The 26645-nt window shown below is 60.0% G+C and carries 27 protein-coding genes; 12 read left to right on the forward strand and 15 right to left on the reverse strand.

Annotated elements, in window-relative coordinates; translation table 11 throughout:
* Positions 1-33: 33 nt before the first annotated feature.
* The 6 genes from IC231_RS18355 to IC231_RS18380 all read right to left on the reverse strand — a co-directional run bounded on the left by IC231_RS18355 (position 34) and on the right by IC231_RS18380 (position 3902).
* Complete coding sequence (locus IC231_RS18355) at positions 34-639, reverse strand: TIGR04282 family arsenosugar biosynthesis glycosyltransferase (RefSeq protein ID WP_190785926.1); 606 nt, start codon at positions 637-639, stop codon at positions 34-36.
* Positions 640-704: 65 nt separating this feature from the next.
* Positions 705-1250: a rhodanese-like domain-containing protein gene (locus IC231_RS18360; protein ID WP_211539179.1), complete on the reverse strand. Its 546-nt coding sequence runs from the start codon at positions 1248-1250 to the stop codon at positions 705-707.
* Positions 1251-1348: 98 nt separating this feature from the next.
* Positions 1349-1687, reverse strand: coding sequence for an arsenosugar biosynthesis-associated peroxidase-like protein (locus tag IC231_RS18365; protein WP_185886495.1), 339 nt, complete (start codon positions 1685-1687; stop codon positions 1349-1351).
* Between the two features lie 65 nt (positions 1688-1752).
* Positions 1753-2304, reverse strand: a complete 552-nt coding sequence (locus tag IC231_RS18370; protein ID WP_190785927.1) for a heme NO-binding domain-containing protein — start codon at positions 2302-2304, stop codon at positions 1753-1755.
* A 123-nt stretch (positions 2305-2427) separates the two neighbouring features.
* Complete coding sequence (locus tag IC231_RS18375) at positions 2428-3336, reverse strand: anti-sigma factor (protein WP_190785928.1); 909 nt, start codon at positions 3334-3336, stop codon at positions 2428-2430.
* Between the two features lie 2 nt (positions 3337-3338).
* A complete protein-coding gene (locus IC231_RS18380; RefSeq protein WP_211539180.1) occupies positions 3339-3902 on the reverse strand; it encodes an RNA polymerase sigma factor in 564 nt (187 codons plus the stop codon).
* 284 nt (positions 3903-4186) lie between these two features.
* Between IC231_RS18380 and IC231_RS18385 the strand changes: the two genes are divergently transcribed.
* Positions 4187-5587 (forward strand): NAD-dependent succinate-semialdehyde dehydrogenase, encoded by a 1401-nt coding sequence (locus IC231_RS18385; RefSeq protein ID WP_190785929.1) that lies wholly within the window; start codon positions 4187-4189, stop codon positions 5585-5587.
* Between the two features lie 139 nt (positions 5588-5726).
* On the opposite strand, the gene IC231_RS18390 is transcribed toward IC231_RS18385, so the two are convergent.
* The 3 genes from IC231_RS18390 to IC231_RS18400 all read right to left on the reverse strand — a co-directional run bounded on the left by IC231_RS18390 (position 5727) and on the right by IC231_RS18400 (position 9071).
* Positions 5727-6494 (reverse strand): YdcF family protein, encoded by a 768-nt coding sequence (locus IC231_RS18390; RefSeq protein WP_190785930.1) that lies wholly within the window; start codon positions 6492-6494, stop codon positions 5727-5729.
* 279 nt (positions 6495-6773) lie between these two features.
* Positions 6774-7130, reverse strand: a complete 357-nt coding sequence (locus IC231_RS18395; RefSeq protein WP_190785931.1) for a thioredoxin family protein — start codon at positions 7128-7130, stop codon at positions 6774-6776.
* Between the two features lie 156 nt (positions 7131-7286).
* Complete coding sequence (locus IC231_RS18400) at positions 7287-9071, reverse strand: DUF885 domain-containing protein (RefSeq protein ID WP_190785932.1); 1785 nt, start codon at positions 9069-9071, stop codon at positions 7287-7289.
* A 383-nt stretch (positions 9072-9454) separates the two neighbouring features.
* Here IC231_RS18400 and IC231_RS18405 point away from each other — a divergent pair, with 383 nt between their 5' ends.
* On the forward strand, positions 9455-9967 hold the full coding sequence (locus IC231_RS18405) for a hypothetical protein (RefSeq protein WP_190785933.1): 513 nt from the start codon (positions 9455-9457) through the stop codon (positions 9965-9967).
* A gap of 201 nt (positions 9968-10168) precedes the next feature.
* On the forward strand, positions 10169-11620 hold the full coding sequence (locus IC231_RS18410) for a DNA/RNA non-specific endonuclease (protein ID WP_190785934.1): 1452 nt from the start codon (positions 10169-10171) through the stop codon (positions 11618-11620).
* 47 nt (positions 11621-11667) lie between these two features.
* Here IC231_RS18410 and IC231_RS18415 read toward each other — a convergent pair whose 3' ends face one another.
* Positions 11668-12492: an alpha/beta hydrolase gene (locus IC231_RS18415; protein ID WP_190785935.1), complete on the reverse strand. Its 825-nt coding sequence runs from the start codon at positions 12490-12492 to the stop codon at positions 11668-11670.
* A gap of 304 nt (positions 12493-12796) precedes the next feature.
* Here IC231_RS18415 and IC231_RS18420 point away from each other — a divergent pair, with 304 nt between their 5' ends.
* Positions 12797-13963 carry an MFS transporter gene (locus tag IC231_RS18420; RefSeq protein ID WP_190785936.1) on the forward strand — a complete coding sequence of 389 codons (1167 nt, stop codon included), beginning with the start codon at positions 12797-12799 and terminating at the stop codon, positions 13961-13963.
* Positions 13964-14066: 103 nt separating this feature from the next.
* Positions 14067-15107, forward strand: coding sequence for an AI-2E family transporter (locus IC231_RS18425; protein ID WP_190785937.1), 1041 nt, complete (start codon positions 14067-14069; stop codon positions 15105-15107).
* Positions 15108-15128: 21 nt separating this feature from the next.
* Here IC231_RS18425 and IC231_RS18430 read toward each other — a convergent pair whose 3' ends face one another.
* The 5 genes from IC231_RS18430 to rsmA form a co-directional block, all read right to left on the reverse strand.
* Positions 15129-16760, reverse strand: a complete 1632-nt coding sequence (locus IC231_RS18430; RefSeq protein WP_211539181.1) for a M28 family peptidase — start codon at positions 16758-16760, stop codon at positions 15129-15131.
* A 91-nt stretch (positions 16761-16851) separates the two neighbouring features.
* Positions 16852-17733, reverse strand: a complete 882-nt coding sequence (locus tag IC231_RS20395; RefSeq protein WP_190785939.1) for a nuclease A inhibitor family protein — start codon at positions 17731-17733, stop codon at positions 16852-16854.
* A 155-nt stretch (positions 17734-17888) separates the two neighbouring features.
* A complete protein-coding gene (gene greA, locus IC231_RS18440) occupies positions 17889-18362 on the reverse strand; it encodes a transcription elongation factor GreA (protein WP_073281869.1) in 474 nt (157 codons plus the stop codon).
* Between the two features lie 161 nt (positions 18363-18523).
* On the reverse strand, positions 18524-19489 hold the full coding sequence (locus IC231_RS18445) for an NAD(P)-dependent oxidoreductase (RefSeq protein WP_190785940.1): 966 nt from the start codon (positions 19487-19489) through the stop codon (positions 18524-18526).
* A gap of 31 nt (positions 19490-19520) precedes the next feature.
* Positions 19521-20315: a 16S rRNA (adenine(1518)-N(6)/adenine(1519)-N(6))-dimethyltransferase RsmA gene (rsmA, locus tag IC231_RS18450; protein ID WP_190785941.1), complete on the reverse strand. Its 795-nt coding sequence runs from the start codon at positions 20313-20315 to the stop codon at positions 19521-19523.
* Positions 20316-20479: 164 nt separating this feature from the next.
* Here rsmA and IC231_RS18455 point away from each other — a divergent pair, with 164 nt between their 5' ends.
* The 7 genes from IC231_RS18455 to IC231_RS18485 all read left to right on the forward strand — a co-directional run bounded on the left by IC231_RS18455 (position 20480) and on the right by IC231_RS18485 (position 26602).
* Positions 20480-21934, forward strand: coding sequence for a leucyl aminopeptidase family protein (locus IC231_RS18455; protein ID WP_190785942.1), 1455 nt, complete (start codon positions 20480-20482; stop codon positions 21932-21934).
* A gap of 50 nt (positions 21935-21984) precedes the next feature.
* On the forward strand, positions 21985-23037 hold the full coding sequence (gene pdxA / locus IC231_RS18460) for a 4-hydroxythreonine-4-phosphate dehydrogenase PdxA (RefSeq protein ID WP_190785943.1): 1053 nt from the start codon (positions 21985-21987) through the stop codon (positions 23035-23037).
* Positions 23038-23215: 178 nt separating this feature from the next.
* Positions 23216-23584, forward strand: a complete 369-nt coding sequence (locus tag IC231_RS18465) for a helix-turn-helix domain-containing protein (protein WP_190785944.1) — start codon at positions 23216-23218, stop codon at positions 23582-23584.
* Between the two features lie 53 nt (positions 23585-23637).
* Positions 23638-24192 (forward strand): YceD family protein, encoded by a 555-nt coding sequence (locus IC231_RS18470; RefSeq protein WP_211539182.1) that lies wholly within the window; start codon positions 23638-23640, stop codon positions 24190-24192.
* A gap of 61 nt (positions 24193-24253) precedes the next feature.
* Complete coding sequence (rpmF, locus tag IC231_RS18475; RefSeq protein WP_185886537.1) at positions 24254-24481, forward strand: 50S ribosomal protein L32; 228 nt, start codon at positions 24254-24256, stop codon at positions 24479-24481.
* 107 nt (positions 24482-24588) lie between these two features.
* The gene (gene plsX, locus IC231_RS18480) at positions 24589-25530 is read left to right on the forward strand and encodes a phosphate acyltransferase PlsX (RefSeq protein ID WP_190785945.1); all 942 of its coding nucleotides are present in this window, start codon (positions 24589-24591) and stop codon (positions 25528-25530) included.
* Between the two features lie 58 nt (positions 25531-25588).
* On the forward strand, positions 25589-26602 hold the full coding sequence (locus IC231_RS18485; protein WP_190785946.1) for a beta-ketoacyl-ACP synthase III: 1014 nt from the start codon (positions 25589-25591) through the stop codon (positions 26600-26602).
* Positions 26603-26645 lie beyond the last annotated feature (43 nt).

A 26645-nucleotide genomic window follows, 5' to 3' on the forward strand; every position in this document is an offset into this window, starting at 1 on the left:
TAATACGCCGAAACTCGTCAGTCTCCTGACAAACTACCTTTCCGTGGCCGCTCGCCACGCGGCCAGATCCGTGGCATCGTCTACGTCGCGCAGCATAGGAAGCTGTTTCACCTGCAGCCCCAGCCGGTCGGCGTCAGCCAGTGTGTGCGGCAGAACAGAGTTGGTGCTCCAGCTTTTTCTCAAAAACAAATCCGTGCATACTTCTTTCATACCCAGCAGATAATACCCGCCATCTTCAGCCGGTCCTATAACTACCTCGTGCGTGGCCAATGCCACAAATGCCTCCTGCACCAACGCGGCCGTGAGGCCCGGGCAATCAGTGCCGATGATGATGGCGGCCCTAGCCCCGTTGGCAAAGGCATGCGAAAAAGCCATCTGCATTTTAGTGCCCAGGTCGCCGGGCAGTTGCAACTGCTGCTCATAGCCGGCCCACAGGTCGGGCGTGGCTGAGGGCGTGGCGGGTGGCTCCGCCAGCCATACGGTTTTATGCACCTGCAACTGTTCGGTAGCGGCACGGGTGTGGGCCAGCAGCTCACGGTAGACGGCCAGGGCGGCTTCCGGACCAATAGCCGCCGCCAGCCGGGTCTTTACCCGACCCAGCTCCGGATGCCGGGCAAAAATGAGCAAGTGAGACGTCATCGTATTCTTCAGCTTGGTATATGTCCCGATATGCTCCAGAGGGCGTTGCGCCGGTACTGGGCTGGCTACTGGTATACCTTTCGGCCTTTGGTCAGCCAGGTACTCCATAGCGCGGAATAGGGATGTACATCCTGCGTAAGCCCCTGCCGGTTGTACACCGGATGGCCGTCATTCACCCACTGAAAAATACCGCCGTACAGGTTGCGTACGTCCCGGAAGCCCAGCGCTTTCAGCCGCTCCCCTACCCGCTCACTCCGGTAGCCGACCGAGCAATATACCACCACGGTCCGGTCGCGGGGCAGCTCCGCAAATTCGGCCTGCTCAAACGTGTTGAAATCGACGAAGCGGGCGCCCTGCAGGTGACTGACGCGGTATTCGGCCGGCGTACGGGTATCGAGCAGCAGCACGGAAGAGGGGTTGCTGTGCAGCGTGGCTGCCAGCTGCGTCGGCTGCACGAGTGGCACGGTGCCCCGGTACAAGGTCCGGAGCAGTTGCGCATACGCCGAACTTGGGCGTTCATCGTCGGCGGAGCGCCCGCAGGCACTGGACGCCAGCAGCCAGAAAGCGGACAAGGCCAGCCCGATTCGTTTAAGAAAAGCAGGTGTATTCACTTCAATCCCGATAGCAGAAGCAGTTGGCCGGTTTTGGTGCCCTTCGGCTCGCCACCGGAGGCCCGGCAGGCAGGCACTGTAGCTGCCTGCCACACAACCTACATCGACAGTTCCTTGGCCTTGTTCATCATCTGAACACCATGTACCAGCACGGCACCTCCTTTTATGGCAGCGGCCACGTGCACGGCCTCCATCATCTGGGCTTCGTCGGCGCCTTTCTGCAGCGAGTCGGTGGTATAGGCATCAATGCAGTACGGGCACTGCACGGCATGGGCCACGGCCAGCGCAATCAGCGCCTTTTCGCGTTCCGAGAGGGCGCCTTCCTTGAATACTTCGCCGTAATAGGAGAAGAATTTGTTGCCCATCTCCGCCTGCCATTCCGTGATGTTCCCAAATTTGGCCAGGTCGGCGGGGTTGTAGTAAGTTGACTTTTCCATGTGGCAAAGAAGCTGGGCTGTGCGCCAGCCATCTGGCGCAGGAGAAGAAAAGGTGGTTCAGACTGTTATTCGACGGCGGCCAGACGCCGCACCCGGATATATACCCGCTGGCCATCTTCGCTGGTTTCGGGGTCTATTACTATCCGGTCGGCTTCGTCGTAGTAGGCGGCCACACCGCGCACGATACCGACTGCCAAAGCCCCCATGCGCCGCTCCGACACATACTTGATTTCCAGTTCGTCTTCGGAAAGACGAGTGACCTCCAGTACGGGCGGCGTGTTCTCAGCGTGCTCCTGCCTGACCTTCCGATGCATCGTATTCTCCGTGTGCTCCAGCATATCGAGCGTAGTCCACTCGGGTTGCAGCAGCTTCTGGTACATATACATCAGGTCGGGCACGAGATACTCGCCAAACTTCTGCTGCAGCTCGCTGGCCGGGATGCCCGTCATTTCGGCCGCCTTCCCAACCAGCGCGTACATCTGCTCGTCGGGGTATACGCTTTTGTGGTCGAAATCCGCAGCGCTGAGGCCCACGGATTCGGTCAGCCGAACCCAAGTGCTGTGGTCGTATTGCGTCTGGACGTAGCGCTTGAGCAACGTAAAAATTGTTCCGTGCACGGGCTCAATGAAGGAAAAAGTAAATACGTCCCACTAGTTACTACCAATTCGCCGGAAACAGCCCAACAAAAAGGGAGCGGGAAGAAGCTTGCTTCTCCCCGCTCCTCTTTGCGTAGCAGTTGGCTACAGCATTTTGCCCAGCACGGTCATCGTGGAAAGCGTAGGCGAAGCACTGCCGCCCGCATCCTCTACGGTCATGGCAAAGGCCTGGGCGCTGGTGATGTCCTTCATCTGCTGCAGACTGTCGCCGGCGGCAGTAGTGGCGGCCAGAACGCCGGCATCCACGGGCTTGCCATTGTCGAGAGCCCAGAGCTGATACTGCTTGCCAGCCGGCGGGGCCGGCAGGCTATGCACATCCACATACACGGCCTTGGTGGCTGGGTTGTAAAGAACCCGCGCTTTGGCCGAAGGGGCAGCCGGCGTACCGGCCAGCGTCACGCTCTGAAACTGCACGTCGCGTAGCACGGCCAGTTCTCTGCCCTGGCTGCTCAGCTGCTTCTGAGATGCCTGCTGCGCTGCCGCGAAGCGCGCCTGGTCGTTCTGGGCGGCAAACAAGGCCGTTTCCGTGTTCTGCCAGCGGTTGTAGAGAATGTAGTTACCAGCCAAGCTGAGCAGCAACGCCACGGAGGCGGCCATCAGCCAGCCGAAGCCACGACGGGGTGCCTCCTCATACGAAGGCGTTTGCGGCGCACTGCCAATAGGGCGAACTACTGGCTCGGCAACTGGAGCCGCGGCCTGTGGAGCGGTATAGGGCGCTTCTGCAACCGGCGCAACCGGAGCTGTAGCGGCCGGCTGCTCGGCCCGGATAGCTTGCTGCCAGCCAGCCAGCACCCGCTCCCGCATCCCCGAAGGAGGCGTCAGAGAATGGGCTTCGGCATAGGTATCAAGGCCGCCGACTATGGAGTTCAGTTCGTGTCGGATTTCGGGATAAGTGGCGGCTATGCGCTCCACTTCCGCCCGGTCCGCTTCCGGAAGCACGCCCAAAGCGTATTCTTCCAGGATTCCAGATTCGATATATTGCTGAATATCCACGGCTATCGAATCAGTTTGGAAAGTACTTTGATAGCCGCCCGGGCGCGGGTTTTCACCGTACCAAGGGGCAAGTTCAATTCGTCGGCCACCTCACTTTGCGTGTAGCCTCCGAAATACAGCATATCAACGACCTGCTGCTGGTCAGGGGAAAGTTTCTTTGTCATTTCCTGCAGGCCGATGTGCTCGGGCCGGAACGTGGGCGATGCGGGCTCACGTACTGCGGCGCTGTCCTCAAGCGGCTGGGTACGAGTACCTACGCGGTACTGTCTGGAGCGGATTCTGTCGATGGCTAAATTCCGACACACATTCATTACCCACGTAAATAGCCGGCCTTTGCTGGCATCGTAGGAAGAAAACGAGTTCCAAATTTTGACCATGCCCTCCTGGAGCACGTCTTCGGCCTCTTCTTCTTTCTTGACGATGCGCATGATGACGCCGTACAGCGCCGCCGAGTACCGGTCGTAGAAAAGGGTCATGGCTGCCTCGTCCCGGTCGCGCAGACGCTGCACCAGCAGGTCTTCTCCATCGGACACAGGGGGCATTGCTTCGGGGGGGGGTATGGTCACGGGCAATGGGATATGGTACGGGTGAGCACTGGTACAGAACCCGCCGACAAACGAAAGTACACTACGTGAGCAATTGTTCGCTCTCCCCCAACATTAAATTCCGCTTAAATCGGTGGTCTGGTTCGTAACCTGTCTGCTACGGTTGCGTTTTGCTCTATGTTGCACCCAAGGATGAATAGAGCGAGCCAGCTCCTACGCTGCTTGCTAGCCCTGCTCACCTGCCACAACGAAAGGCCCTTCCCTATCTACCGTCGCGCTCTGCGGCTCACCGCTTTACTGCTCGTATGCCTATAGAATCCGTCAACCCCTACACTGGCCGCGTCGAGCGCCGCTTCCGGGCATTCTCCTGGACTAAAACTGAACAGATTTTGAGCCAGAGCCACCGGGCTGCGGCTACGTGGCGCACCACTTCCTCTAAGGAACGCACCCGCCTTATGCACCGTGCCGCCGAGCTGCTGCGCGAGCGGCAGGATGAGCTAGCCCGCCTGATGGCCTTGGAGATGGGGAAGCCCATAGCCGATGGCCGTGCTGAAGCCGTGAAATGCGCCCTCTGCTGCGACTACTACGCCGACCACGCCGAGGAATTTCTGGCCGACGACGAAATCAAAACCGACGCCCAGCGCAGCTTCATCAGCCATGAGCCCATTGGAGTGGTGCTGGCCGTAATGCCCTGGAACTTCCCATTTTGGCAGGTAGTACGCTTTGCCGCCCCTGCCCTAATGGCGGGCAATGTAGGGCTGCTCAAGCACGCCTCGAATGTGCCGCAGTGTGCCTTAGCGCTGGAAAAGATTTTCCATGACGCCGGCTTTCCGCCGGCCACGTTCCGGACGCTGCTCATCGGTTCGGAAATGGTAGAGCAGCTCATTGCCGACGACCGGGTGCGGGCCGTGACGTTGACCGGCTCAGAGCCAGCTGGGGCGCAAGTTGCTGCCACGGCCGGCCGCTACATTAAGAAGACTGTGCTGGAGCTGGGTGGCTCCGATGCATTCATTGTGCTGGCTGACGCCGACTTGGAAGTAGCGGCCAAAACCGCCGCACAGGCCCGCATGATTAATGCCGGGCAGAGCTGTATTGCGGCCAAACGATTCATCGTGGAGAAACCAGTGTTGCGCGAGTTCATTTCGAAGATGAAAACGCACCTGCTGGCTTACCGCCCCGGCGACCCGCTTTCGGAAGATACGCAGTATGGCCCCCTGGCCCGCCCCGACCTGGCCGACGAGCTGACTGAACAGGTGACTGATTCGGTGGCGCAGGGTGCCAAAGTGGAACTGCACGGCGGCCAGAGCAAGCCTGGTACCGCTCTATTTCGGCCTATGATTCTGAGTAACATCAAGCCCGGCCAACGGGCCTACTCCGAGGAGCTATTCGGGCCTGTAGCCTTAATTCTGGAAGCCAAAGACGCCGACGATGCTGTACGCCTCGCCAATGACTCCCGCTTCGGGCTGGGCGGCTCCGTGTGGACGCGTGATGTGCAGCGCGGCGAGGAACTGGCGCGCCGTGTGGAGGCTGGGGCCGTGTTCGTAAACAGCATGGTGAAGTCGTCGCCGGAAATGCCGTTTGGGGGCGTCAAGAAGTCGGGTTACGGACGGGAACTGTCGTACTTGGGTATTCGGGAGTTCGTGAATCAGAAATCCATCTGGATAGCCAAGGACGAGAAGCCGGCCCCGAAGAAGAAGGTGGAGTAGGCCGATCAGGCCCAAAGAACGTCATGCTGAGCTTGCCGAAGCATCTCTACCGGAGCAAATCAGATAGGATAGCACTGCGGTAGAGATGCTTCGGCAAGCTCAGCATGACGTTCCTACTTACCCTTGCAGTCCACTCACCTTATAAATACCCCAGCACCTTATACACCGCATACCCGCTGATTTCGTGCAGCAGCAGGCTCCAGCGGTCCAGTGCATCGGAGGAAGGTACCAGCCAATAGTCGGGGCTGGCGGCACGGTTGGAGCTAAAGAAGCCGGCCGGAAAGGGCTGCGGCTGCAGGCCCACCCGGGCGAAGCAGCCCAGAGCGCGGCGCTGGTGAAAAGCGGAAGTCACCAACAGTAACGTATCCAATTCGGGGCGCGCCTGCACGATACGTTGCGTGAACAGAGCGTTTTCGCGGGTGTTACGGCTCTTGTCTTCCCGAATAAGTACCGAATCGGGGACGCCAGCCAGATGGAGCAGCGTGATGAGGTCGGCGGCTTCGGTGTGCGCTTTCCGAAGCACTGCCCCCGAGCCACCCGACACCAGAATATAGCGCACCCGCCCGGCTCGCCACAGCCACAGCGCATTCGTCAGCCGGTCGGCCCCATCGTGCAGATACACCCGGTCGTGCGGCGACTTACCTGTATTGGTGATGCCGGTAAGCAGTATAGCTGCGTCGGCATGGCGCGGCAGCTCACGCAGGCCCACTGGCGGAAGTTCCCACGCCAATAGCGCCTCGTTTACCAGTGCGTTGTTGGTGCCCAGCACCAGCAGCACCAGTGTGAGCAGCAGCAACCGGCGCTGCCGGCCCGGACGGCGCGTGAGCAGGGCCGCCCCCAGCAGCACCAGTAGCCACAGAACCGGCAGCAGCACAAAATCGAGGAGCTTGGAGAGCAGAAAGAACACCAGGAAACCGTTTTAGTAAGTACGCCTCCGGCCAAGCCGCCAGCCGGCCAATAGCGGGGCGCAAGTTCATAAAAAAGCCCGCCTTCCGCAGCATAGCCACGCAAGACGGGTGTTGGGCGGCTCCTGCCGGCCGCCGGTAGCACATCATCAGCCAGAGAGCACCTGAAACCGGGTGCCCCACAACGCTCCTGGAAGCTGGTTGGGTTACTTTCAGAAGACATCAGCACGGTGTAGAGGCGCACTGCTACCGTCAGACAGCTTCTTATGGATGCGCCCGGCTCAGGAGCTTACCGGCCGGTACGCCAGCAGCCGCCCCAGCATGTCCAGCACCTCGGCTTCCGTGGTCAGCATATCACATTCCAGCAGCCGGCCCTGGCAATACGACACAAAGAAAGGCGCCACCTTTTCCTGCATGATCTTCTTAGCCACGGGGTTTTCATCTGAATCCAGGCGTACGAACAGGATAGGTTTGAACTCTTCCTCATCGGCAAACTTGACGAAAGGCGGCGCAAGCAGCTCGCATATTTCGCAATTGGTGGAGGTGAACTTGGCAAATACTTTCATGTGCTCATGCGTGAGCTGGCGAAGCTCGTCGTCATACACATCACGCACCTGCTGGCGGTCAGCAACTTTCATACACTAGAAGGAAATGGGCGTAGTTGCCGCTTGAAACTGCAGGCCCTAACCCTCCAATATACATAGGATGGATGGCACTGCTGGCAACGCAGACAAAAAAGCCTGCCTAGGAATTCCACTCCCGGCAGGCTTTTCTGCTATTGTTGCTACAGGCGGCTATTTCTTGAGCATCATCTCCCGGATATACTTCACCGGGGCGCTGCCATAGCTCAGAAACTGCTCATTAAACGATTTGAGGTCGAAGGCACTACCCTGGTTCTTTTTGAGCTCCTGGCGCAGGTCGTAGATTTCGGTGTAGCCCGTGAAGTAGCTGCTGAGCTGCACCTGGCTGAGCGTGGCGCGGCGCCACTTGTTGCGGGCTTCGGCTTCCTCCTGAAACCCGTCGCGACGGAGCAGGGCTACCACGGTGGCTTCGGAGGCGTTGTTCACGTGCACCTCATGGTCGAGGATGGCGTTCAGCGTCACGCGCATGTTCCACTTGTCCCACATCAACCAGATTTCGTCGGAGTTGCCACCATAGCCGCTTTCCAGCATCATGCGCTCGGCATACACGGCCCATCCCTCAATCATGGCCCCGTTGCCGAAGATGGACTTGATGAGCGAAGGGCTGCGGTTGGCATACACGAGTTGCGTGTAGTGCCCCGGAATGGCCTCGTGAATGTTCAGAATTTGGAGCGTGTACTGGTTGTACTCGCGCAGGTAGCTTTCGGCCTGGGCAGCAGGCTGTCCTGTGAGGGGCTCCACATTGTAATAGGTGTTGGCGGCCTTGTCGTAGGGGCCGGGGGCCGAAATGCTGGCGCCCGCCCCGCTGCCGCGCATGTACAACGGCGTTTCGCGCACCACCAGCGGCTTGGTGGGGTCCTGGGTGAGCAGCTTCTTGTCGTTCACGAACTGCACCAGCGTCGGAATCTGCGCTTTCACGGCCTCCACGAAGCCCGCCTGCGTGGCGTGCTGCTCCGACAGCTTACTGATCATCTGCTGCACGGCCGCCAGCGAGTCAGCGGGCATCGGTTGCGCCGAGAAATACTTAGGCCACAGCCGCGCCGTGCGCCGCTTCATGTCCTGCAGCAGTTCCTGCTTGTGGGCCAGTGCCTTCTCATACACTTGCTCGGCGCTGTACGTGGACTGAATGTCGTAAGAGAACTTGCGGCTGAACAGGTCCTCACCCAGCCGGAAGCTGCGGAACTTACCGGCCGGCAGCACCTCCGTTTTCAGGAACCGGATGTAGTTGCTGATGCTGAGCCGCGTGGTAGCCAGCCGGTTGGCAAACTCCTCCTTCTCCCGCGCCGTCAGGCCCGAGCGCGCAATGGAGTCCTGCAGCGCCTTGCCCAGCACCTCCAGCCCGCCCTGGTTCTGCTGAATAGCCAGCTCGGTGTGCTCTTTGGTCGGGGTGCTAAGGTTGGCTTCGGCGGCGGCGTAGAAATCCGGCGCGTGGGAAATCTTGTGGCTAATGGCCCGCAGGCGCCGGTCGAGGGGCCAGTAGCGGCCGTTCAGGATTTCGCCCACCGAGGCGCCCAGGTTGTAGCTGGCCGGGTTCCACTGCCAGTCGCGCAGCGTATCGGCGTAGAAGCGGCTGCTCTGCACGTAGTTCTGCAGCAGCCGCCAGTCGGTCTGGTTGTTCACCGACAGCTCCTCCACTTTAAAATCGGCCAGCTCGGTGCCGCGACGCTTCAGCATCTTGGCCTCCGTGCGGCGCCGCCCTTCGGTGGGCACTACCAGCAGCGAGTCGTAGCGGTGGTAGCCCTGGCTGCTGGCCCACTCGGGGTTGTAGTACCACAGCGAATCGATGAAGCGGGTTTTGTACCGCTCAAACACGGCATCGGGCTGGGCATCGGCGTCAGCCAGTTTGCGGCTCTTGGAGTCGCCGCAGCCCGTAAGGCCGACCGCCACGGCCAGCGAAGCCACGGCCAGAATGGTTTTCAAGGAGTAGTGCTGGGGCATATCGTGAGGCAGGAATGAAGCGGCAAGGTAGCGGGCAAGGACGGGGTTTGGTACCCCGCGTCATTTCCATCCATGCTCGCGTCACTTCCACCCGTGCTCGCGTCACTTCCACCCGTGCCCGCGTCATTTCCACCCATACACAGTGCATTTCCACCCATGCCAATACCATTTTAACCTATGCGCTCAGCATTTTTATCTGTGCCCACGCCGTTTCCACCTATACGAATTCCATTTCCACCCATATCCGCATTATTTCCATCAGTGCGCAGCTGGTCTCCGGTTATACTAGCTGAAGGCCGTATACACTACCGCTTCTGGCCTCACGTTTGCACCCGGCAGCCGGCCACGGTCACTTTGCTTCCCTTCTGCTTTCCTGCTTTTCCATGCGTTTTCTTTACCAACTACTCCTGCTGCCCCTGCTGCTGCTGCTCACCCTCGCCACCCACGCCCAGTCCGTCACCCGGCTCGACCTCGCCAATGGCTTCCGGGGCCTCACCTTCGGCTCGCCGCTCACCGAGGCCCTGAATCTGAAGCTGGTACAGGACAAAGGCGACGAGAAAATCTATGAGCGCCTGGGGGAGCAGCTTCACGTCGGGAGTTTCACGGCGGCGCGCATTCACTACAAGTTTTTCCGGGGCCAGTTCGCGGCCGTTACCATCATCGTCAAAGGCGCCACCGACGCGCAAAAGGTGCGCCCCACTTTCGAGTCCCTCTACGGCCCCGGCCACTTAGAAGGCTTCAGCTGCAAGTGGCAGGGCACGCTGGTGGCCCTCTCCTGCGCCTCCCTCTCCGACGACCAGACCATCCTGGCCATGAGCAGCCTGCCCCTGGCCGCCCAGATGCAGCAGGCCAAAGCCCCCACCGGCACCACCAAGCTAAAAATCAAGCAGAAGTAAATCCGCCCGTCATTCCCGGCAAGCCCGAGGAGTCTCGCTGGTGTGCCGGCAGCATGTTTTTTCAGCTTCGAAAAGGGAAATAAAAGGTTTAATGTAGTTTTCAGGCCCATTTGCGAGTCATATCCTCGCGGCCGGTCTTGGCCCGGCTGCGGGCCAAGCTTTGCGCCGCTACCTATTTTCCCACTGCCCTGTTTCGCTGCTATGCGCTTCATTCCCCTGCTTCTGCTCCCGCTGCTGGCCTGCTCGCAGGCACCCGTCGAGAATACTCGCCCGCCGCTGCCCGAGGGCCCGCCGGCCATTCCAGTAGAGTCGGGCAGCCGTAGCGTGTCACAAGCCCCCGCCGCCTTCCCCGAAACCTTCGAGGCCGGCAGCAAAGGCGCTTACACCGCCGCCGAAGAGGCCCTAGGCACCGGCCGCTGGCTGCTGGAGGATGCGCTGATTGGCACGTCGGAGCAGGACCACAAGCATGGCGCTCGGGCCGCCCGCCTGCGCGGCCAAGGCCGGCTCCGCATGCAGTTCGATGCCCCGGCCGGGGTGCGCACCATTCGGGTGAGCAGCGCCATGTACGGGCAGGATGCGGCTGGCACCTGGGAGCTGTGGGGCAGCGTAGATGGCGGCCGCACCTACCGCCGCATCGGGCAGCCGGTACGCGTGCAGGGCCCGCGCCTGCTCAGCACCACCTTCCAGGCCGGCGCCACCACCACGCCCCTGCGCCTCGAAATCCGCAAAACCGACGGCGCCGCCACCCGCCTCAACATCGATGACATTGCGCTGGAAGCCGCCAGAGGTGCAGCCGTAGCGGGCGGCAGCGTAGCCACCGCGCCCACTTCCTCGCAGCCCGGCACCTCGCTGCCGCCTGCCACCACTGCCCAGGCCGACGCTGTCGTCACGAGCCGCGACGACAACATGGCCCTCGGCAATCCCAGCGGCGCCACCGCCGACGTAAATAATCCGACCAATTACCTGCTGGTAAAGCCTCAGTTCACCATCGGCTACAACGCCCAGCGCGGCACGCCTACCTGGGTAAGCTGGCACCTGAACCGCGCCTGGATGGGCTCGGCCCCGCGCCAGGACGACTTCCGCCCCGACCCGGCCCTGCCCCGGCCATTCTACCAGGTGAGCCGCAACAGCTACACCGGCTCCGGCTTCGACAAAGGCCACAACTGCCCCAGCGCCGACCGCACCACCGACCTCGACGACAACTCGGCCACGTTCCTGATGACCAACATGATTCCGCAGGCCGCCAACAACAACCAGCGCACCTGGTCGGGCCTCGAAGAATGGACCCGCGGCCAGGTGCAGCGCGGCCAGGAAGTATACGTGGTGATGGGTTGCTACGGCAAAGGGGGCACCGGCCTCAACGGCCTCAAAACCACCATCGACCAGGGCCGCGTGACCGTACCGGCCCGCGTCTGGAAGCTGCTCGTGCTACTACCCGAAGGCACCAACGACCTGCAGCGCATTGCCGCCGGTCAGGCCCGCATCATCGCCATCGACACGCCCAACGACCAATCCGTGAGCCCCGACTGGAGCCGCTACCGCGTAAGCGTGGATGCGCTGGAAGCCGCCACCGGCCTCGACCTGCTCAGCAAGCTGCCCCTGGCCGTCCAGACCCGCCTGCAAAAATCCGCCGACACGGGCCCCATACGGTAGAAAAACACGCGCTGCCGCCTCAGCATGTCCTGGGGCGGCAGCGCGTGCTATCTGCGCAGGAACCGCTGCACGGCCGCCGTATACAGGTCGCCGTAGTCTCCGGGCGCTGAGGTCAGGGCCATCAGGCCGCCGCCGTGGGCTCCCTCGAACGTCAGCAGCTCCCGGCGCTGGTGGCGGCGCGCGGCCTGCACAATGCGGGTAGAGTCGGCCAGCGGCGTATTGCTATCCTGCGTGCCGGCCACCAGCAGCATCGGGCACTTGATCTTCGGGAGCAGCTGCGGATAAATGGCCGCCTCGGTCGGCAGCGTCACTATTTTGTTCTTCGCCTGCCTGATAGCCGCTACCAGGGCCGCCGGGTCGGCTACGTAGCCCTCCCCGATCAGGAAATCGGGCTTGTCGGTGGCCGCTACGTGCGTGGCCATGAGCGTCCCCATCGAGAAGCCAAAGATGCCGGTACGCGCCTTCGGGTACTGCTGCCGGGCATAGCGCAGCACTGCCCGCAGATCAGTAGCAAACTCAGGGTAATAGAGCCGCTGCTGGTCGATGGCAAAGTCGGAGCTGTGCCCAAAGCCACGGTAATCAAAGAGCAGCACCCGGTAGCCCACGCTGGCCAGCATCCGGGCATGAAACAGCAGTTGCCCCATGTTGCCGGCGTCGCCTTCGGCCACCACGATGGTCGTGTGCTGGTCTGGCCCCTGTTGGGGCTCAATCACCCAGCTGTGCAGCCGGGCATGGTCGGGCGTTTCAATCGTGACTGTGCGGTACGGCAGGCCCAGCGAGTCGGGCGTGTAGGCATAGTCGCGGCTGGGCCGGAGCGCCCACGCCGGCAACATGCCCAGGCAAAACAGCAGTACAATCAGGCAGTATTTCATAGCCGAGAATCTGAAAGTGGTAAGTGGTATAGGAAAGATGATGTAGAAATGCTCCGCCACTACCGGAACTATTGGCGCAAGAAACGGCATTTGCCGTAACTCTGCCCCTGCGGCGGCCACCCGGCCGGCCCTGGAGCTGGCAGCCACCGTCCGGCTTCGGGCGCACTCCCCTATTCCGCAGTATCTTTGTTCCGGCTTCGGCCTTGCTGCTCTCCCTCTCCACTCCCGCCCACTATGCCCGCCAACGGGTATGCTGGGCTTTTTTGTGGCCGGCAGCAGCGTTTCCACCTCTGATTTTCCGCTTATGCTTACGCTTCGTCTTCCTGCATTAGAGTCCCGCCCGCCCCGCCAGATTTACCGGGCTGCCGTGGGGGTGTTGTTTTTTCTGATGGGCCTCACCTTTGCTACCTGGGCCTCTCGCATTCCTACTATTCAGCAGCAGCTAGGCATTTCGGAGGCCCGACTGGGGCTGCTGCTCCTGGCGGCTCCAGTTGGGTCATTGGCCTCGTTGCCGGTGGCAGGCTGGCTGGTGGCACGGCTGGGCAGCCGCCGGGTGGTGCTGGGCGGCATTGTGGGCTATGCGCTGGGGCTGGTGGCGCTGGGGCTGGCTACGTCGGTGGTGCCGCTGGTGGCGGGGCTGGTCTTGTTCGGCTTCGTGTCCAACCTCTCCAACATTGCTGTCAATACCCAGGCGGTGGGCGTAGAAATGCTGCACCGCAAGTCCATTATGGCCTCTTTCCACGGCCTTTGGAGTCTGGCCGGCTTTGCAGGCGCGGCACTGGGCACGCTCATGATTGGCAACGGGGTGCCGCCGCTGGCGCATTTCATTCTGGTGGGTGCGGTAGTAGTGGCCGGCGTAGTCCTGAGCAGCACCTCCATTCGCCCCCGCGACGCCGGTACCGGCTCTGCCGATGCCCCCCTGTTCGTGCTACCCGACAAATCGTTGTTGCTGCTGGGCGTGCTGGCGTTCTGCTCCATGATCTGTGAGGGCGCCATGTTCGACTGGAGCGGGGTGTACTTCCGCAAAGTGGTGCACGCCGAAAAGGCCTGGATTGGGGCCGGCTACACGGCCTTTATGTGCACCATGGCCGGCGGCCGCTTCATAGCCGACTGGTTTGCGCACCGATTCGGCTTGCGCCGCACGCTGGAAATCAGCGGCTTGCTCACGGCAGCCGGGCTGCTGCTGGCCGTGGCTTTGCCAGCACTTCCTACGGCTATTCTGGGTTTCCTACTGGTAGGCTTTGGCGTGTCGTCGGTGGTGCCGCTGGTGTATGGTGCAGCTGGCCGCTCTACCCAGATGCCCCCAAGCTTAGCGCTGGCCGCCGTGTCTACGGTAGGATTTCTCGGGTTCCTATTCGGCCCGCCCCTGATTGGCATTGTGGCTGGCTTCACTAGTTTGCGGGTGTCGTTTTCAATTATTGCTATGCTGGGTCTGTGCATTGCCGCGCTGGCCAGCCGCGCTAAGCTGTAGAGAAGTAGCCCAGCGGAGTAAGCGGCTAGATAATGTGAGGAATCTGCGGGAAGCCTAGGATAACAATATCTTTACCCTCCTGCTTCCCTTACTCCTGCTTGCCATGTCCGACTCCGTCTATACGTCACGCCAGCAGCGGGTGCTGCTTGTGGTGTGCCTGCTGCTACTGGCGGGCATGGTGCTGTTTGGGCTGGGAAGCTACATCACCGGGTTTCTGGGGGCGGGCATTCTGTATGTGGTGCTACGGCCTTGGTTTGCGGCTTTGGTGCACCAGCGCGGCTGGAACCGGCAGGTCGTCACGGTGGGGCTGCTGGTGTTTGCGCTGGTGGTTATCATCCTGCCCTTCACAGCACTTAGCCTGATGCTGTTCAACCGCATCCGCTACTATGCCACCAACACCGATATCAGCCAGATTATGGCGGTACTCCACGCCATTGAGCGCAAAATCGGCATTACGTTTACGGCCGAGCAGAATGTGCAGACGCTGGTACGGCAGGGCGTGGGCTGGCTCAGTCAGCGGCTGCCTTCCGTCGCCAGCAGCCTGCTGCATTTCACGGTGGTTATCGGGCTGATGCTGTTCACGCTTTACTTCATGTTTGCGCAGGAAGAAGGCTTTCTGCGCGGGTTGCGCCGCTATCTGCCCTTCCGCCCCGACACTCTGCACGAACTGGGCGACTCGCTCAAAAACAACGTCAATGCCAACGTGCTGGGCCAGGCCCTCATCTCGCTGGTGCAGGCCATTCTCACGGGCCTCACCCTCTGGATTTTTCAGGTTCCCGATGCGCTGTTCTGGGGGATGGTAGCGTTTTTTATGGCCTTCATTCCGGTGCTGGGCACGCCGCTCGTGTGGGGGCCGGCCGCCATCCTCAAGTTCACGCAGGACCATACCGGCCAGGGCGTAGGCATTCTGCTGGTCGGTGTCATTGTCATCATGAACATCGACAATCTGCTGCGCATCGTGCTGGCCCGCCGCATCGGCGACATTCACCCGCTCGTCACGCTGGCCGGCGTGATTCTGGGCGTCGATATTTTCGGCATCCTGGGCCTGGTCATTGGCCCGCTGCTGCTCTCCTACTTCATTGTGCTGATGCGGGTATTTGAGCGCGAAAACCGCCTCCACACTTCGCTCCGCAAATCCGACTGACAATCAATCCAGCTAGCCGGGCTACTCCGGGCTTGCGGTTTTGCTGAACCGCTCCCCGAAAAAATTGCCCGGATTCCAGGTGGGGCGTTTGGCCTCAGCGGCTACCAGATAGCCAATCAGAAAGTTGAGCTGCGCATATTTCCTGCCGGCCTCAAAGTCAAACTGTCCGTTGATATCGTCCTGGGGCTTGTGGTAGGTGATGGCGCGCCACTTCTGCACCAACTCACTGAGGTTGTTGCGGCCATCAGCGGTTTTGTTGCCGTATTTGATGTGCAGCGCCGGAATGCCCTGAGTCACGAAGCTGTACTGGTCGGAGCGGATGAAACGGTTCTGGGCTGGTTCCGGGTCGGCTTCTACCGTGAGGCTCAACGCTTGGGCCGCCTGCGCTACCGGAGCCGCCAACGAAGAGTTTTCAGCTCCCAGCGGCACCACCGAAAGCAGCGGCGCAATAATCGTGGGCATATCCGTATTGACGTTGGCTACAAGTTGCTCTTTTGGCACCGTGGGGTTGCGGGCAAAGTACGCCGAGCCCAGCAAACCCAGTTCCTCGCCCGTCACGAGCGTAATCAGCACCGAGCGTTTGGGCTGGTGTTTCGGCTTCAGGTGCTGATAGATGCCCGCTATTTCGAGCAGCGTGGCCACGCCCGTAGCATTGTCGTGGGCACCGTTGTAGATGGAGTCCCCGGCAAGGGGTACGCCCACGCCCAGATGGTCGAGGTGGGCCGTATGCACCACGTACTCATTGCGCAGCTGCGGGTCAGTGCCCGCTATTTTGCCTGCCACGTTGTAGCTAACCATATCCTGGTAGCGGCTCCGCTGCCTAGCCTGCAGCCGTGGCAGCAAGGCTACCGATGCCGGCTGGCCGGCGCGCAAAGCACCCAAAACGCGGCCGGTATCCTGAGCAGCGCCCACAAACAGCCGCTGCAGGGTAGCCGCGCTGATGGAGCCGGCCAGTTGCAGCCCGCCCCCCACGTAGCTTCTCGATACGGCCACGTTCCCGGCCGAGTCCAGCACGCTCACCAGGCCCCGGAGCGGCTCCGGTGGCTTCGCGGCTGGTTTCACGCTGGCCCACAGCACCCCCACGGCTCCCTTACGCTGCGCGGTCTGCAGCACCGTGAGCAGGTCAGTAGTATAGAGGCGCACCGCGTCCGCAAAGCGAGTAGGCTCCTGCCGCGTCACCACTACAACCTTGCCTTTCACATCCAGCCCGGCATAGTCATCGTAGCCGAGCTCCGGGGCACTGATACCGAATCCGGCGAAAACAAGCCCTGCCTCTACCGCTGTTTCCGTCTGCTTGGGATTGGGATAGAAGGTAAAGTCTTGGCCGTATGTGAGCGGAGCCGCTGGACCCGTAGGCGGAGTCAGGCGCAACGATGAACTCACTTCGGTAAAAGCCCGCCGCAGCCGCACCGTTTGCAGAAACGTACCCTTCTCGCCAGCTGGCTGCACGCCGCGCTGCTGCAGTTGGGCCACCACGTAGTCTATTGCCATCTGGTAGCCCGGCATGCCCGGCTGCCGCCCCCGCAGCTTATCATCAGCCAGATACTGCACGTGCGACTTGAAAGAAGCCGTATCAACGGTATTTAAAGCCTTTCGGAGCTTCCTGATTGGTTTGGGCGTAGGCTGGGCCGTAGCTAGGCAAGTATGTAGCACAGCCAGCAGAAGTAGCCGCAGTCCTTTGCCGTTTATAACGACCCGATTTATTCTCCTCATTCGTGTTCAGACGTTTGGCTCACCGGCCAGCTTAGGTTTCGGTCAGGACTGTCTTGAAGCCGGCCAGCTTGCCGCTCTCCGTGCGGCCCAGCGCATACGCCTGCACCTGCGGGCCAGTGCCCACGCGGTACACTTTCACGTCCTGCAGCTCCTGCTTCAGGTACATCTGCAGCGCCTTGAAGCGGTTGGCCAATGCAGGGTCGCCGAGTACACCATCGTCGGCGGTGTGGTTGCGCAGAAACAGCGTCAGCTCCTGGGTTTCTACTTTGCTGCCAGCATCTGCTCCTACTGCTTTCAGTAGCGCAGCATCGGTGAGGGTGCCGGCCGGGGCGTTGTAGCTCACCGGCTCCAGCGCTGCATCCGATTCGCTCATGTACACGAGGCCCTTGGTCAGCTGCTGCAACTGGTCAGCTGCCGTGTCAGGGGTGCCGGAGGCTGCCGGCTCGTTGGCTTCTTCGGTTTCGCGGGCACCTTTAGTAGCCTTTAAGTCAGGAGCGGCGCCACGGCTGGCAGTATCGGCAGGTACCTGGGCACTGATGGCGGCGGCCAATTTCTGCATCCGGTCTTCGGCCACCTTGATTTTAGGATTGGCAAAGTTCATATCGGCTACTTTATTCATCGGAATCAGATGAATGTGCGCGTGAGGCACCTCCAGTCCGATGACGGCAACCCCAATGCGTTTGCACGGCACGGCCGCCAGCACACCTTTGGCTACGCGCTGTGCAAACAGATGCAGCGCTGCTAGCTCAGCCGCCGGCAAATCGAAAATGTAGTCGACTTCGCGTTTCGGAATTACAAGCGTATGGCCTTCCACCAGCGGCGTAATATCAAGAAATGCCAGATGATGCTCATCCTCGGCTACTTTGTAGGCGGGCAGCTCGCCCGAAACGATACGCGAGAAAATGGAAGGCATGCGGTAGAGAGTTACAGGATGACTGAACGAGCACAGCAAGCACACATGCTGCTGCGCCAAAGTACGCGGCAAAATAGAAAAGGGCGAAGCCATTGGCTCCGCCCTTTTCTATTCTGATGCCGAAATGCTCAGCTATTTACTTGTGCCGTATGGTGTTAGCGGCTGATTTCCAGTATCTCAAACTGCAGCTTACCAGCCGGCACCGTAATTTCTGCGGTATCGCCAGCCGACTTGCCCAGCAAACCCTTACCGATAGGCGACTTCACGGAGATTTTGCCGGCGGCTAGGTTGGCCTCTTCTTCCGCTACCAGCGTGTAATCGAGCACCATATTGTTTTTCAGGTTCTTGAGTTTCACCTTGCTCATAATAAGCACTTTGGTGAGGTCCAGGCCCGACTCATCGAGGATGCGGGCGTTGCCCACCACTTCCTCTAGTTTGGAAATTTTCAGCTCCAGCAGGCCCTGTGCTTCCTTCGCCGCGTCATACTCCGCGTTTTCGCTCAGGTCGCCTTTATCACGGGCTTCGCGCAGCGCTTCGGCTGCTTCGGCCCGGCCGCGGATTTTCAGATCCTGCAGTTCGTCCTTGAGTTTTTGCAGGCCTTCGGCAGTGTAATAGTTGATGGTGGCCATGATGGTTGGTGGTAAGCTAAAAAACAAGGAGAACGGCCGGCGTAGCCGACCGTTCTCCAACACAGGTTTACGACAAATATACGAACCTGCCGCGAATGATGCCAGCCACACTGAAAGGTAGCGCGCAGCAGACAAAGGCCTTATTTAGGCCAAGCTACGCACTACCTGATGGTTAGAGCATCTGCCTCATGCCGCAGAAATGCCCCAATCTTCTGTGCCAGCACCTCATTTATGCGCTGATACGACTGAAAACTCCAGCCTCCCACATGCGGCGAGAGGACTACGTTAGGAGCCGTTGCCAAATACGTAAAACGGGCCTGCTGTTCCGGTGTCAGAGCGGCTAGTTTCTCGTTTTCCAGCACATCGAGCGCCGCACCACGCAGATGGCCACTCTGTAGCCCCTGCACTAGTGCCGCATGGTCGAGCACTTCGCCACGGGCTGTATTGAGCAGCCAGATAGGGTTCCGGAAGCCCAGCAGCAACTCTTCATTCGCATAATGATGATTGGCAGCCGAGTACGGAATATGCAGGCTCAGTACCTCAGCCCGCTCCTGCAGTTCCGACAAGCTGACCAACGTGGCATACTGGTCGGCCACTACGGCCGGGTCTTGGTCGTGGGCCAGCACGGTGCAGCCAAAGGCGCTGAGGCGTCTGGCAAACGCGCGGCTCATGTGCCCGTAGCCCAGCAACCCAATGATTTTGCCCCCGATTTCCTCGCCCCGGTTGGCCTCCCGGCGCCACTCGCCTGCCCGCACTTCCCGGTCGGCCCGCACGATGTTCCGAAACAGGGCCAGCAGCAGGCCCACAGCATACTCGCCTACGGCGTCGCGGTTGCCCTCGGGTGCATTCAGCAGCGTGACGCCGGCCGCAGTCATAGCCGCTTCATCAATATTATCGACGCCGGCACCCGCGCGGGCCACATAGCGCAACTGCGGACCATGCCGGAGCAATTCGGCTGTCACATGCAGTTTGGAGCGCACCATCAGGCCATCATAGGGGTGCGCGGCCAGCGCGGCTGGTACTTCCGCCGCCCGCAGATCGGGGCGGTAGTGCAATTGCACCCCGATTTCCTGCATCAGGTCGGGCAGGCTGGGGTGCATTTCGTCGATGACGAGGCAGAGGGACATAAGGGTAAGGTCGAGTATCCGTTGCCGTTAGCTACTTGTTGTCCAGCCGCTCTCGCTCCACCAACTGCGTCAGCCCCACGAAATCGGCTACACTGAGTTGCTCGGCACGCTTGTCGAACAATGGATCCGCAGTGGATTCGGGCGGCATACCGAAGGGCTTTAAAGCATTGCGCAGGGTTTTGCGCCGGGTAGCAAAGGCCTGCTTCACCACTTTGAAAAACAAGACCTCGTCGCAGGCCAGCTTTTCGGTGGCATTGCGCGTGAGGCGTATCACGGCCGACTGCACTTTGGGCGGCGGGTTGAACACGTGCGGAGGCACCGTGAACAGGTAGTCGATAGTGTAATACGCCTGCAGCAGCACGCTCAGAATGCCGTAGGTTTTGGAGCCGGGCCCTTCGGCCAGCCGGTCGGCTACTTCCTTCTGTATCATGCCCACTACCTCGCGCACCTGCTGGCGGTGGGCCAGCACCTGAAAGTAAATCTGGCTGCTGATGTTGTAGGGGAAGTTGCCGATGATGCTGATGGGCTGGCCATCGTAGAGCTTGCCGAGGTCCATTTTCAGGAAGTCATGGGAATGAATGCGGCCTTCCAGCGCCGGGAAGTACCGGCCTAAGTATTCCACCGATTCCCGGTCAATTTCTACTACCGACGTACGGTATTCGGGGTGTTGCAGCAGTGTTCCGGTGAGCACGCCCATACCCGGCCCGATTTCCAGCACCTCCGCCACGCCATCCGGCAGCCGCAGAGATTCTACAATCTTGCGGGCAATATTGGAATCGGCCAGGAAGTGCTGGCCTAGGTGTTTTTTTGCTTTAACGGAGTCCACGGGCAGAGGAATTGAGAGTTGAGGCAGCCCGGAGCAGAACAGCTCCGGCATACCGCACTTCTATAAAAAGTCGGCTACCTTCACGGGCTCAAAGGTACGTCCCTGCCTGCTGAATCCGGCGGCGGCGTTCCATTTGCTTCATTCAGAATCTGTTACTCTGCTTTATGTCGCTCCAACTTGCCTACGCCGCCGATTTTCCTTCCACGGCGGATACCGTTTTTATCCTGCCCACCGGCACCACTGAACTGCCTGTTACTGCCTCCGCCGACCTGCCGGCGCCAGCCCGCCAGTACGTAGCCGACCAGCTGGCCGCCGACAGCAAGCTGATTCGCGTCAACCAATATTCGCACCACCACTATTATATAGTGGCCGCCGATAAGAAAACGCCAGACCTGACTGCGGAGGCGCTGCGCAAGAGCGGGCACCAGCTACATGCTCTGCTAAAAGCCGACAAGGTGCGCGAGCTGTATATCTGCGACCTGACCAACACGGACTCCGGCGCCCTGCCGCTCGCCGAAGGGCTGGCCCTGACCAGCTATCAGTTTGAAGGCTACAAAACTGACGCAAAATCTAAGGAAGCACCTGAGCTGCAGAAACTCACGTTGGTTTGCGCTGGTATCAACACCGAGCAGGTGCAGGAGTTGGCTCACGTGCTCGACGGCGTGTTCCTGGCCCGCGACCTGGTAAATGCGCCGCTCAATAAGCTCAACGCCATCCAGTTTGCGGAGCGCATGGCCGAAGCTGGCGAACTGGCCGGTTTCCATACCGAAATTCTGGACTTAGTACGGATTGAGGCCCTGCGCATGGGCGGTCTGCTGGCCGTGAACCAGGGCAGCCCCGAGCCGCCTACGTTCACCATCATGGAATACAAGCCGGAGAGTGCCCGCAATACCAAGCCCTACGTTCTGGTAGGCAAAGGCGTGGTGTTCGATACGGGTGGCCTGAGCCTGAAGCCGACTCCGGCCAGCATGGACATGATGAAGTGTGACATGGCCGGCGGCGCCGCCGTGGTGGGCACGCTCTACGCGCTGGCCAAAAACCAGGTGCCGCTGCACGTCATTGGGCTGGTGCCTGCCACCGACAACCGCCCCGGCGGCCTGGCCTTTGCTCCCGGCGACGTTATTACGATGTACAGCGGCCTGACGGTGGAAGTCATGAACACCGATGCCGAAGGCCGCCTGCTGCTCGGCGACGCGCTGGCCTTCGCCAAAAAATACGACCCGGAGTTGGTGCTGGACTTTGCCACGCTCACCGGCTCCGCCGCGCGCGCCATCGGCAAAGAAGGCATTGTGTGCATGGGCACGGCCGACGATGAGGTGCTTAGCGAGCTGAAGAAAGCCGGCAACCGCACCCACGAACGGCTGGTGGAATTTCCGCTCTGGGACGAGTACGCCGACCATATCAAGTCCGACATTGCCGATATCAACAACATTGGGAAGGCCGAAGCCGGTGCTATTTCGGCCGGTAAGTTTCTGGAGCGCTTCACTGATGGGTACCCGTGGGTGCATTTCGACATTGCCGCTCCTGCTTTCCTCACCGCGCCCGACTCTTACCGCGGCAAAGGGGGAACCGGCACTGCTGTGCGCCTCACCTATGAGTTCCTGAAAGGCAAAGCTTAGCCGAACTGAGCTGTCGACCTTCACTCTCCTTCCTCACTTAATTACTTCCCATGCTCCCACGCATCGGTATTTCCGTTGGCGACCTAGCTGGCATTGGCCCGGAAATCATCTATAAAACCTTCCTCGACGCGCGGCTCCTCAAGTTTTGCACTCCAGTAGTGTACGGTACGGCCACTGTGCTTTTCGACGATTTTCCGCGTTCCAACGACGCCGAGCCACTCACATTCCGCCAGGTGCGCGAAGCCGCCGATATTGCGCCCGGCAAGCACAACGCCGTGACCTGCTGGGAAGACGATTTCCACCTCACGCCCGGCCAGCCCAGCCAGGCCAGCGGCACGGCCGCCCGCCAGAGCCTGCTCGCTGCGGCCCGCGACTTGAAAGCCGGCCTGCTCGATGCCCTCGTTACGGCTCCTATCAGCAAGGAAAACACCCAGGCCGACGACTTCCGCTACCCCGGCCACACCGAGTTTCTGACCAGCTTTTTTGAGGCCAGGGAAAGCCTGATGCTGCTGGCCTGCGACGAGCTGCGTGTGGCCACTGCCACCGGCCATATTCCGCTCAAGGACGTACCCGGCCGCGTGACCAAAGAGCTGCTGAAGACCAAGCTGCAAATTCTGCTCAAGTCTTTGAAGCAGGATTTTGGTATTGAGAAGCCGCGCGTAGCGGTACTCGGCCTCAACCCGCACGCCGGCGAAAACGGGCTGCTGGGCACCGAGGAGCAATCTGTCGTGACGCCCGTTATTCAGCAGCTGCTCCACGACGGGCACCTGGTGTATGGCCCCTATCCCGCCGATGGATATTTCGGCACCGGCCAGTACCGGCAGTTTGATGCCACCTTATCCTTGTATCACGACCAGGGTCTGATTCCGTTCAAGACGCTGGCGTTTGAGCGGGGCGTCAACTTCACAGCTGGCCTGCCCGTCATCCGCACCTCCCCCGACCACGGTACGGCCTACGGACTAGCCGGCCAGTTTAAAGCCGACGAAACCTCGTTCCGTGAGGCCTTGTACATGGCGTGCGAATTGGTACGCCAGCGGCAGCTGCTGGCCGGCATCAAGCCCCTGATTCCGGGCCCGCCGCTTCGGGGTGGCCGCCACGAATAGCCGCATAGCCAGGTTTTATCGTGCAGCAAAACAGCCAATACCGGGTCCGGCATTGGCTGTTTTACTATACAAAAACCGAAACATTCTTTCCAGAATCGAAATTTTGTTTGCTGTTTTAAAACAACTGCCGTAGCTTTGCACTCTTATCGGTCACCTCCGGTCTGCCTTGAGTTCTCTTATGACGCTTCTCACTCCTTCCGATTACCGCACTGCTTTGCGCCGCCTCGACGCATTGGTAGCCGCCGGAGTGGAAGGCAACGCCACCCTGGAAACGGAGTTGCGGGAGCTGATTATGGCGCTTGATACCTACGAAAGTAAGCTGGGCCTACTCCCGATTCCGAATCTGCCGACTTCCCTGGCCGATATGATTGAGCTGAAGCGGCAGCAGATGCGGCTGAAGCAAAAGGATCTGGCCGAGTTGCTGGAAGTACCGGCCGGCCGCTTATCGCAGATTCTGAGCGGTAAGCGCCGCGTGACGCTCGACCTGGCCAAGCGGCTCTACGAGCGGCTGGGCATCCCGTCAGACTTCATCCTGAAAAACGCGTAGATACTTGCTTATCCAGCTTTCTGCTTTTACAAAACGGGGAAATCTTTTTACTTTTGCCCCCTGCTATTAACCCGACCGTGAAGAAGGACTCGCAATACGACATCAACATTGCTAAGCTGGCCGATAAGACGCATCACTTTGCGTTTGACTTGGATCGGGCCTTTTTCGAGCAGTTTGATCAGCAGCTGATTCCTGACGGCAACGTGCATGCGGATGTAACGCTACATAAAACCGACCGGCTCCTCACCTTCGATGTTGACTTGCGTGGCACTGTTCGCCAAATCTGTGACCGTAGCCTCGACGACTACGACCAGGAAATAGAGGCGCATGAGCAGCTGTTGGTACGCTACGGCGACCGGGAAATGGAGCTTGACGACAACGTGCTCCAGATTACGGCTGATACGCAGGTACTGCCCTTTGCCCAACACTTGTTCGACTACATCGGGCTGGCGCTGCCCATGAAGAAGCTGCACCCCCGCTTCCAGAATGAGCCCGACGAAAACCCGGACGCCGCCACTAAGCTCATCTTCACAACCCGCCAGGAAGGCGACGACGATGATGACGACGACTCCGACCCGCGCTGGAACGCGCTGCGCAACCTCAATTAGCGCCCCGCCCGACTTTTTTGCCTGTACATTTTCTCTTTGCTTTTAATACCTTTTTTCAGCCATGGCACATCCTAAACGCCGGACCTCCTCCGCTAAGCGGAACAAGCGTCGCGCCCACGACAAACTGACCCCTAAAGCAGTATCTATCTGCACCACGACCGGCGAACTGCACCTGCGCCACAAGGCTTATGTGGTAGACGGCGACCTGTACCTGCACGGCAAAGTAGCTATCAAGGACTATGCTCCTGTAGCTGCCGCCGCTGCTGCGTCCGACAACGACGAAGAATAGTTTTCGTCTTCCGGCTAGCTGCCAGTTGCCCCGGCTTTTCATTGCCTGAGAAGCCGGGGTTGCGCTGCCCGGTTCCTCTCCCTCGACTCCTTCTTGATACCCCATACATGAAAATAGCCCTGGACGCTATGGGGGGCGATTTTGCGCCCCAGGCCGCAGTGGAAGGCGCCATTCTGGCAGCCGCTAAGCTCGTTGGCAAAGCGCAAATCGTGCTCATCGGCCAGGAGGCTGCCGTACGCCCGCTGCTGGAGCAGCATGGTGCAGACGCTGCCGGTCTGGAACTGGTTTCGGCTTCGCAGATCATTGAAATGGGGGAGCATCCTGCCAAAGCCTATCAGCAGAAGCAGGACTCCAGCATTGCGGTGGGCTACCGGATGCTGCACGCCGGCGAGGTAGAAGCGTTTTGCTCGGCCGGCAACACCGGTGCTATGCTTGTGGGTGCCATGTTCAGCGTGAAGGCCGTGCCTGGCGTGATGCGTCCGGCCATTGCCAACTTCGTTCCGAAGCTGCACGGTGGCATGGGCATTCTGCTTGATGTAGGGGCCAATGCGGAGTGCAAGCCGGAAATGCTGGAGCAGTTCGGGGAGCTGGGGTCGTTGTATGCGCAGCATGTGCTGGGCATTACGGCTCCTAAAGTTGGCCTGATGAACCTGGGCGAGGAAGAAGGAAAAGGCACCACTATTACTCAGGCAGCTCATCAGCTGCTGAAAGTAAACCCGCACATCCACTTCATTGGCAATATCGAAGGCCGCGACTTGTTCAATGACAAGGCCGACGTAATTGTCTGTGACGGATACACGGGTAACGTGATGCTGAAAATGGCAGAATCGGTCTACGACATCATTGCTGAAAAGCAGTTGCATGACCCTTTCTTCGACAAATTCAACTACGAAGCCATTGGTGGCTCCCCTATTCTGGGCATCAACGATAACGCCATTATCGGGCATGGCGTCAGCACCCCGCTGGCTATCTGCAATATGCTGCTGCAGGGCTACCAAATGGCGCATTCTGGCATTTCTGACCAGATAAAAAACACCTTCAAGTCATAATTGACTAAGTCCGGCTCCGGCCGGATTTTTTCTTGCCGCGCTTTCCGTTTTTTCTTCAATGAAAATCACCGCTGCCATCACCGGAGTGGGCGCTTATGTGCCCGACTATGTGCTTACGAATCAGGAACTCGAGACGCTGGTTGACACTACCGACGAGTGGATTACGACGCGCACGGGTATCAAGGAGCGCCGCATTCTGAAAGGCGAAAACCAAGGCACCTCCGTGATGGCCATTAAGGCGGTGCAGCAGCTGCTCGAAAAGACTGGGACCAAAGCCGAAGAAATTGACCTGCTGATTTGCTCTACTACGACTCCTGATCTGGTGTTTCCGGCTACGGCCAACATCGTATCGGCGGCAGTAGGCACCACCAAGGCCTTCAGCTTTGATATGCAGGCCGCCTGCTCGGGCTTTCTGTTCGCGCTGGCTACCGGCGCCCAGTACATCCAGACCGGCACCTACCGCAAAGTAATAGTAGTGGGGGCTGATAAAATGTCGTCTATCATCGACTACACCGACCGGGCCAACTGCATCATCTTCGGGGATGGCGCCGGGGCCGTGCTACTGGAGCCAAACACGGAAGGCTTCGGCGTGCTCGACCAGGTACTGCGCTCCGACGGCAACGGCGAACAGTATCTGCACCAGAAAGCGGGAGGCAGCCGCCGACCGCCTTCAGCAGAAACGGTAGCCAACCGGGAGCATTATGTGTACCAGGAAGGCGCGACCGTCTTCAAGTTTGCCGTGACCAACATGGCCAACGTAGCCGCTCAGGTGATGGAACGAAACCACCTCACCCACGACGATGTGGCGTGGCTGGTACCGCACCAGGCCAACAAGCGCATCATTGATGCTACCGCCAACCGCATGGGCGTGGGGCCTGAAAAGGTGATGCTCAACATCCAGCGCTACGGCAACACCACCAACGGTACCATTCCGCTCTGCCTCGCCGATTACGAGTCGCGGCTGCACAAAGGCGACAACCTGATTCTGGCGGCCTTTGGCGGCGGCTTTACCTGGGGTTCGGTGTACATAAAATGGGCTTATGACCCCAAACCTGACCCGCAAAACGCGTAACATAGCGGCGCGAAAACGGAAATACTCTATACTTGCACTCCCG

This window comes from Hymenobacter duratus (assembly GCF_014698995.1).
Classification (GTDB): domain Bacteria; phylum Bacteroidota; class Bacteroidia; order Cytophagales; family Hymenobacteraceae; genus Hymenobacter; species Hymenobacter duratus.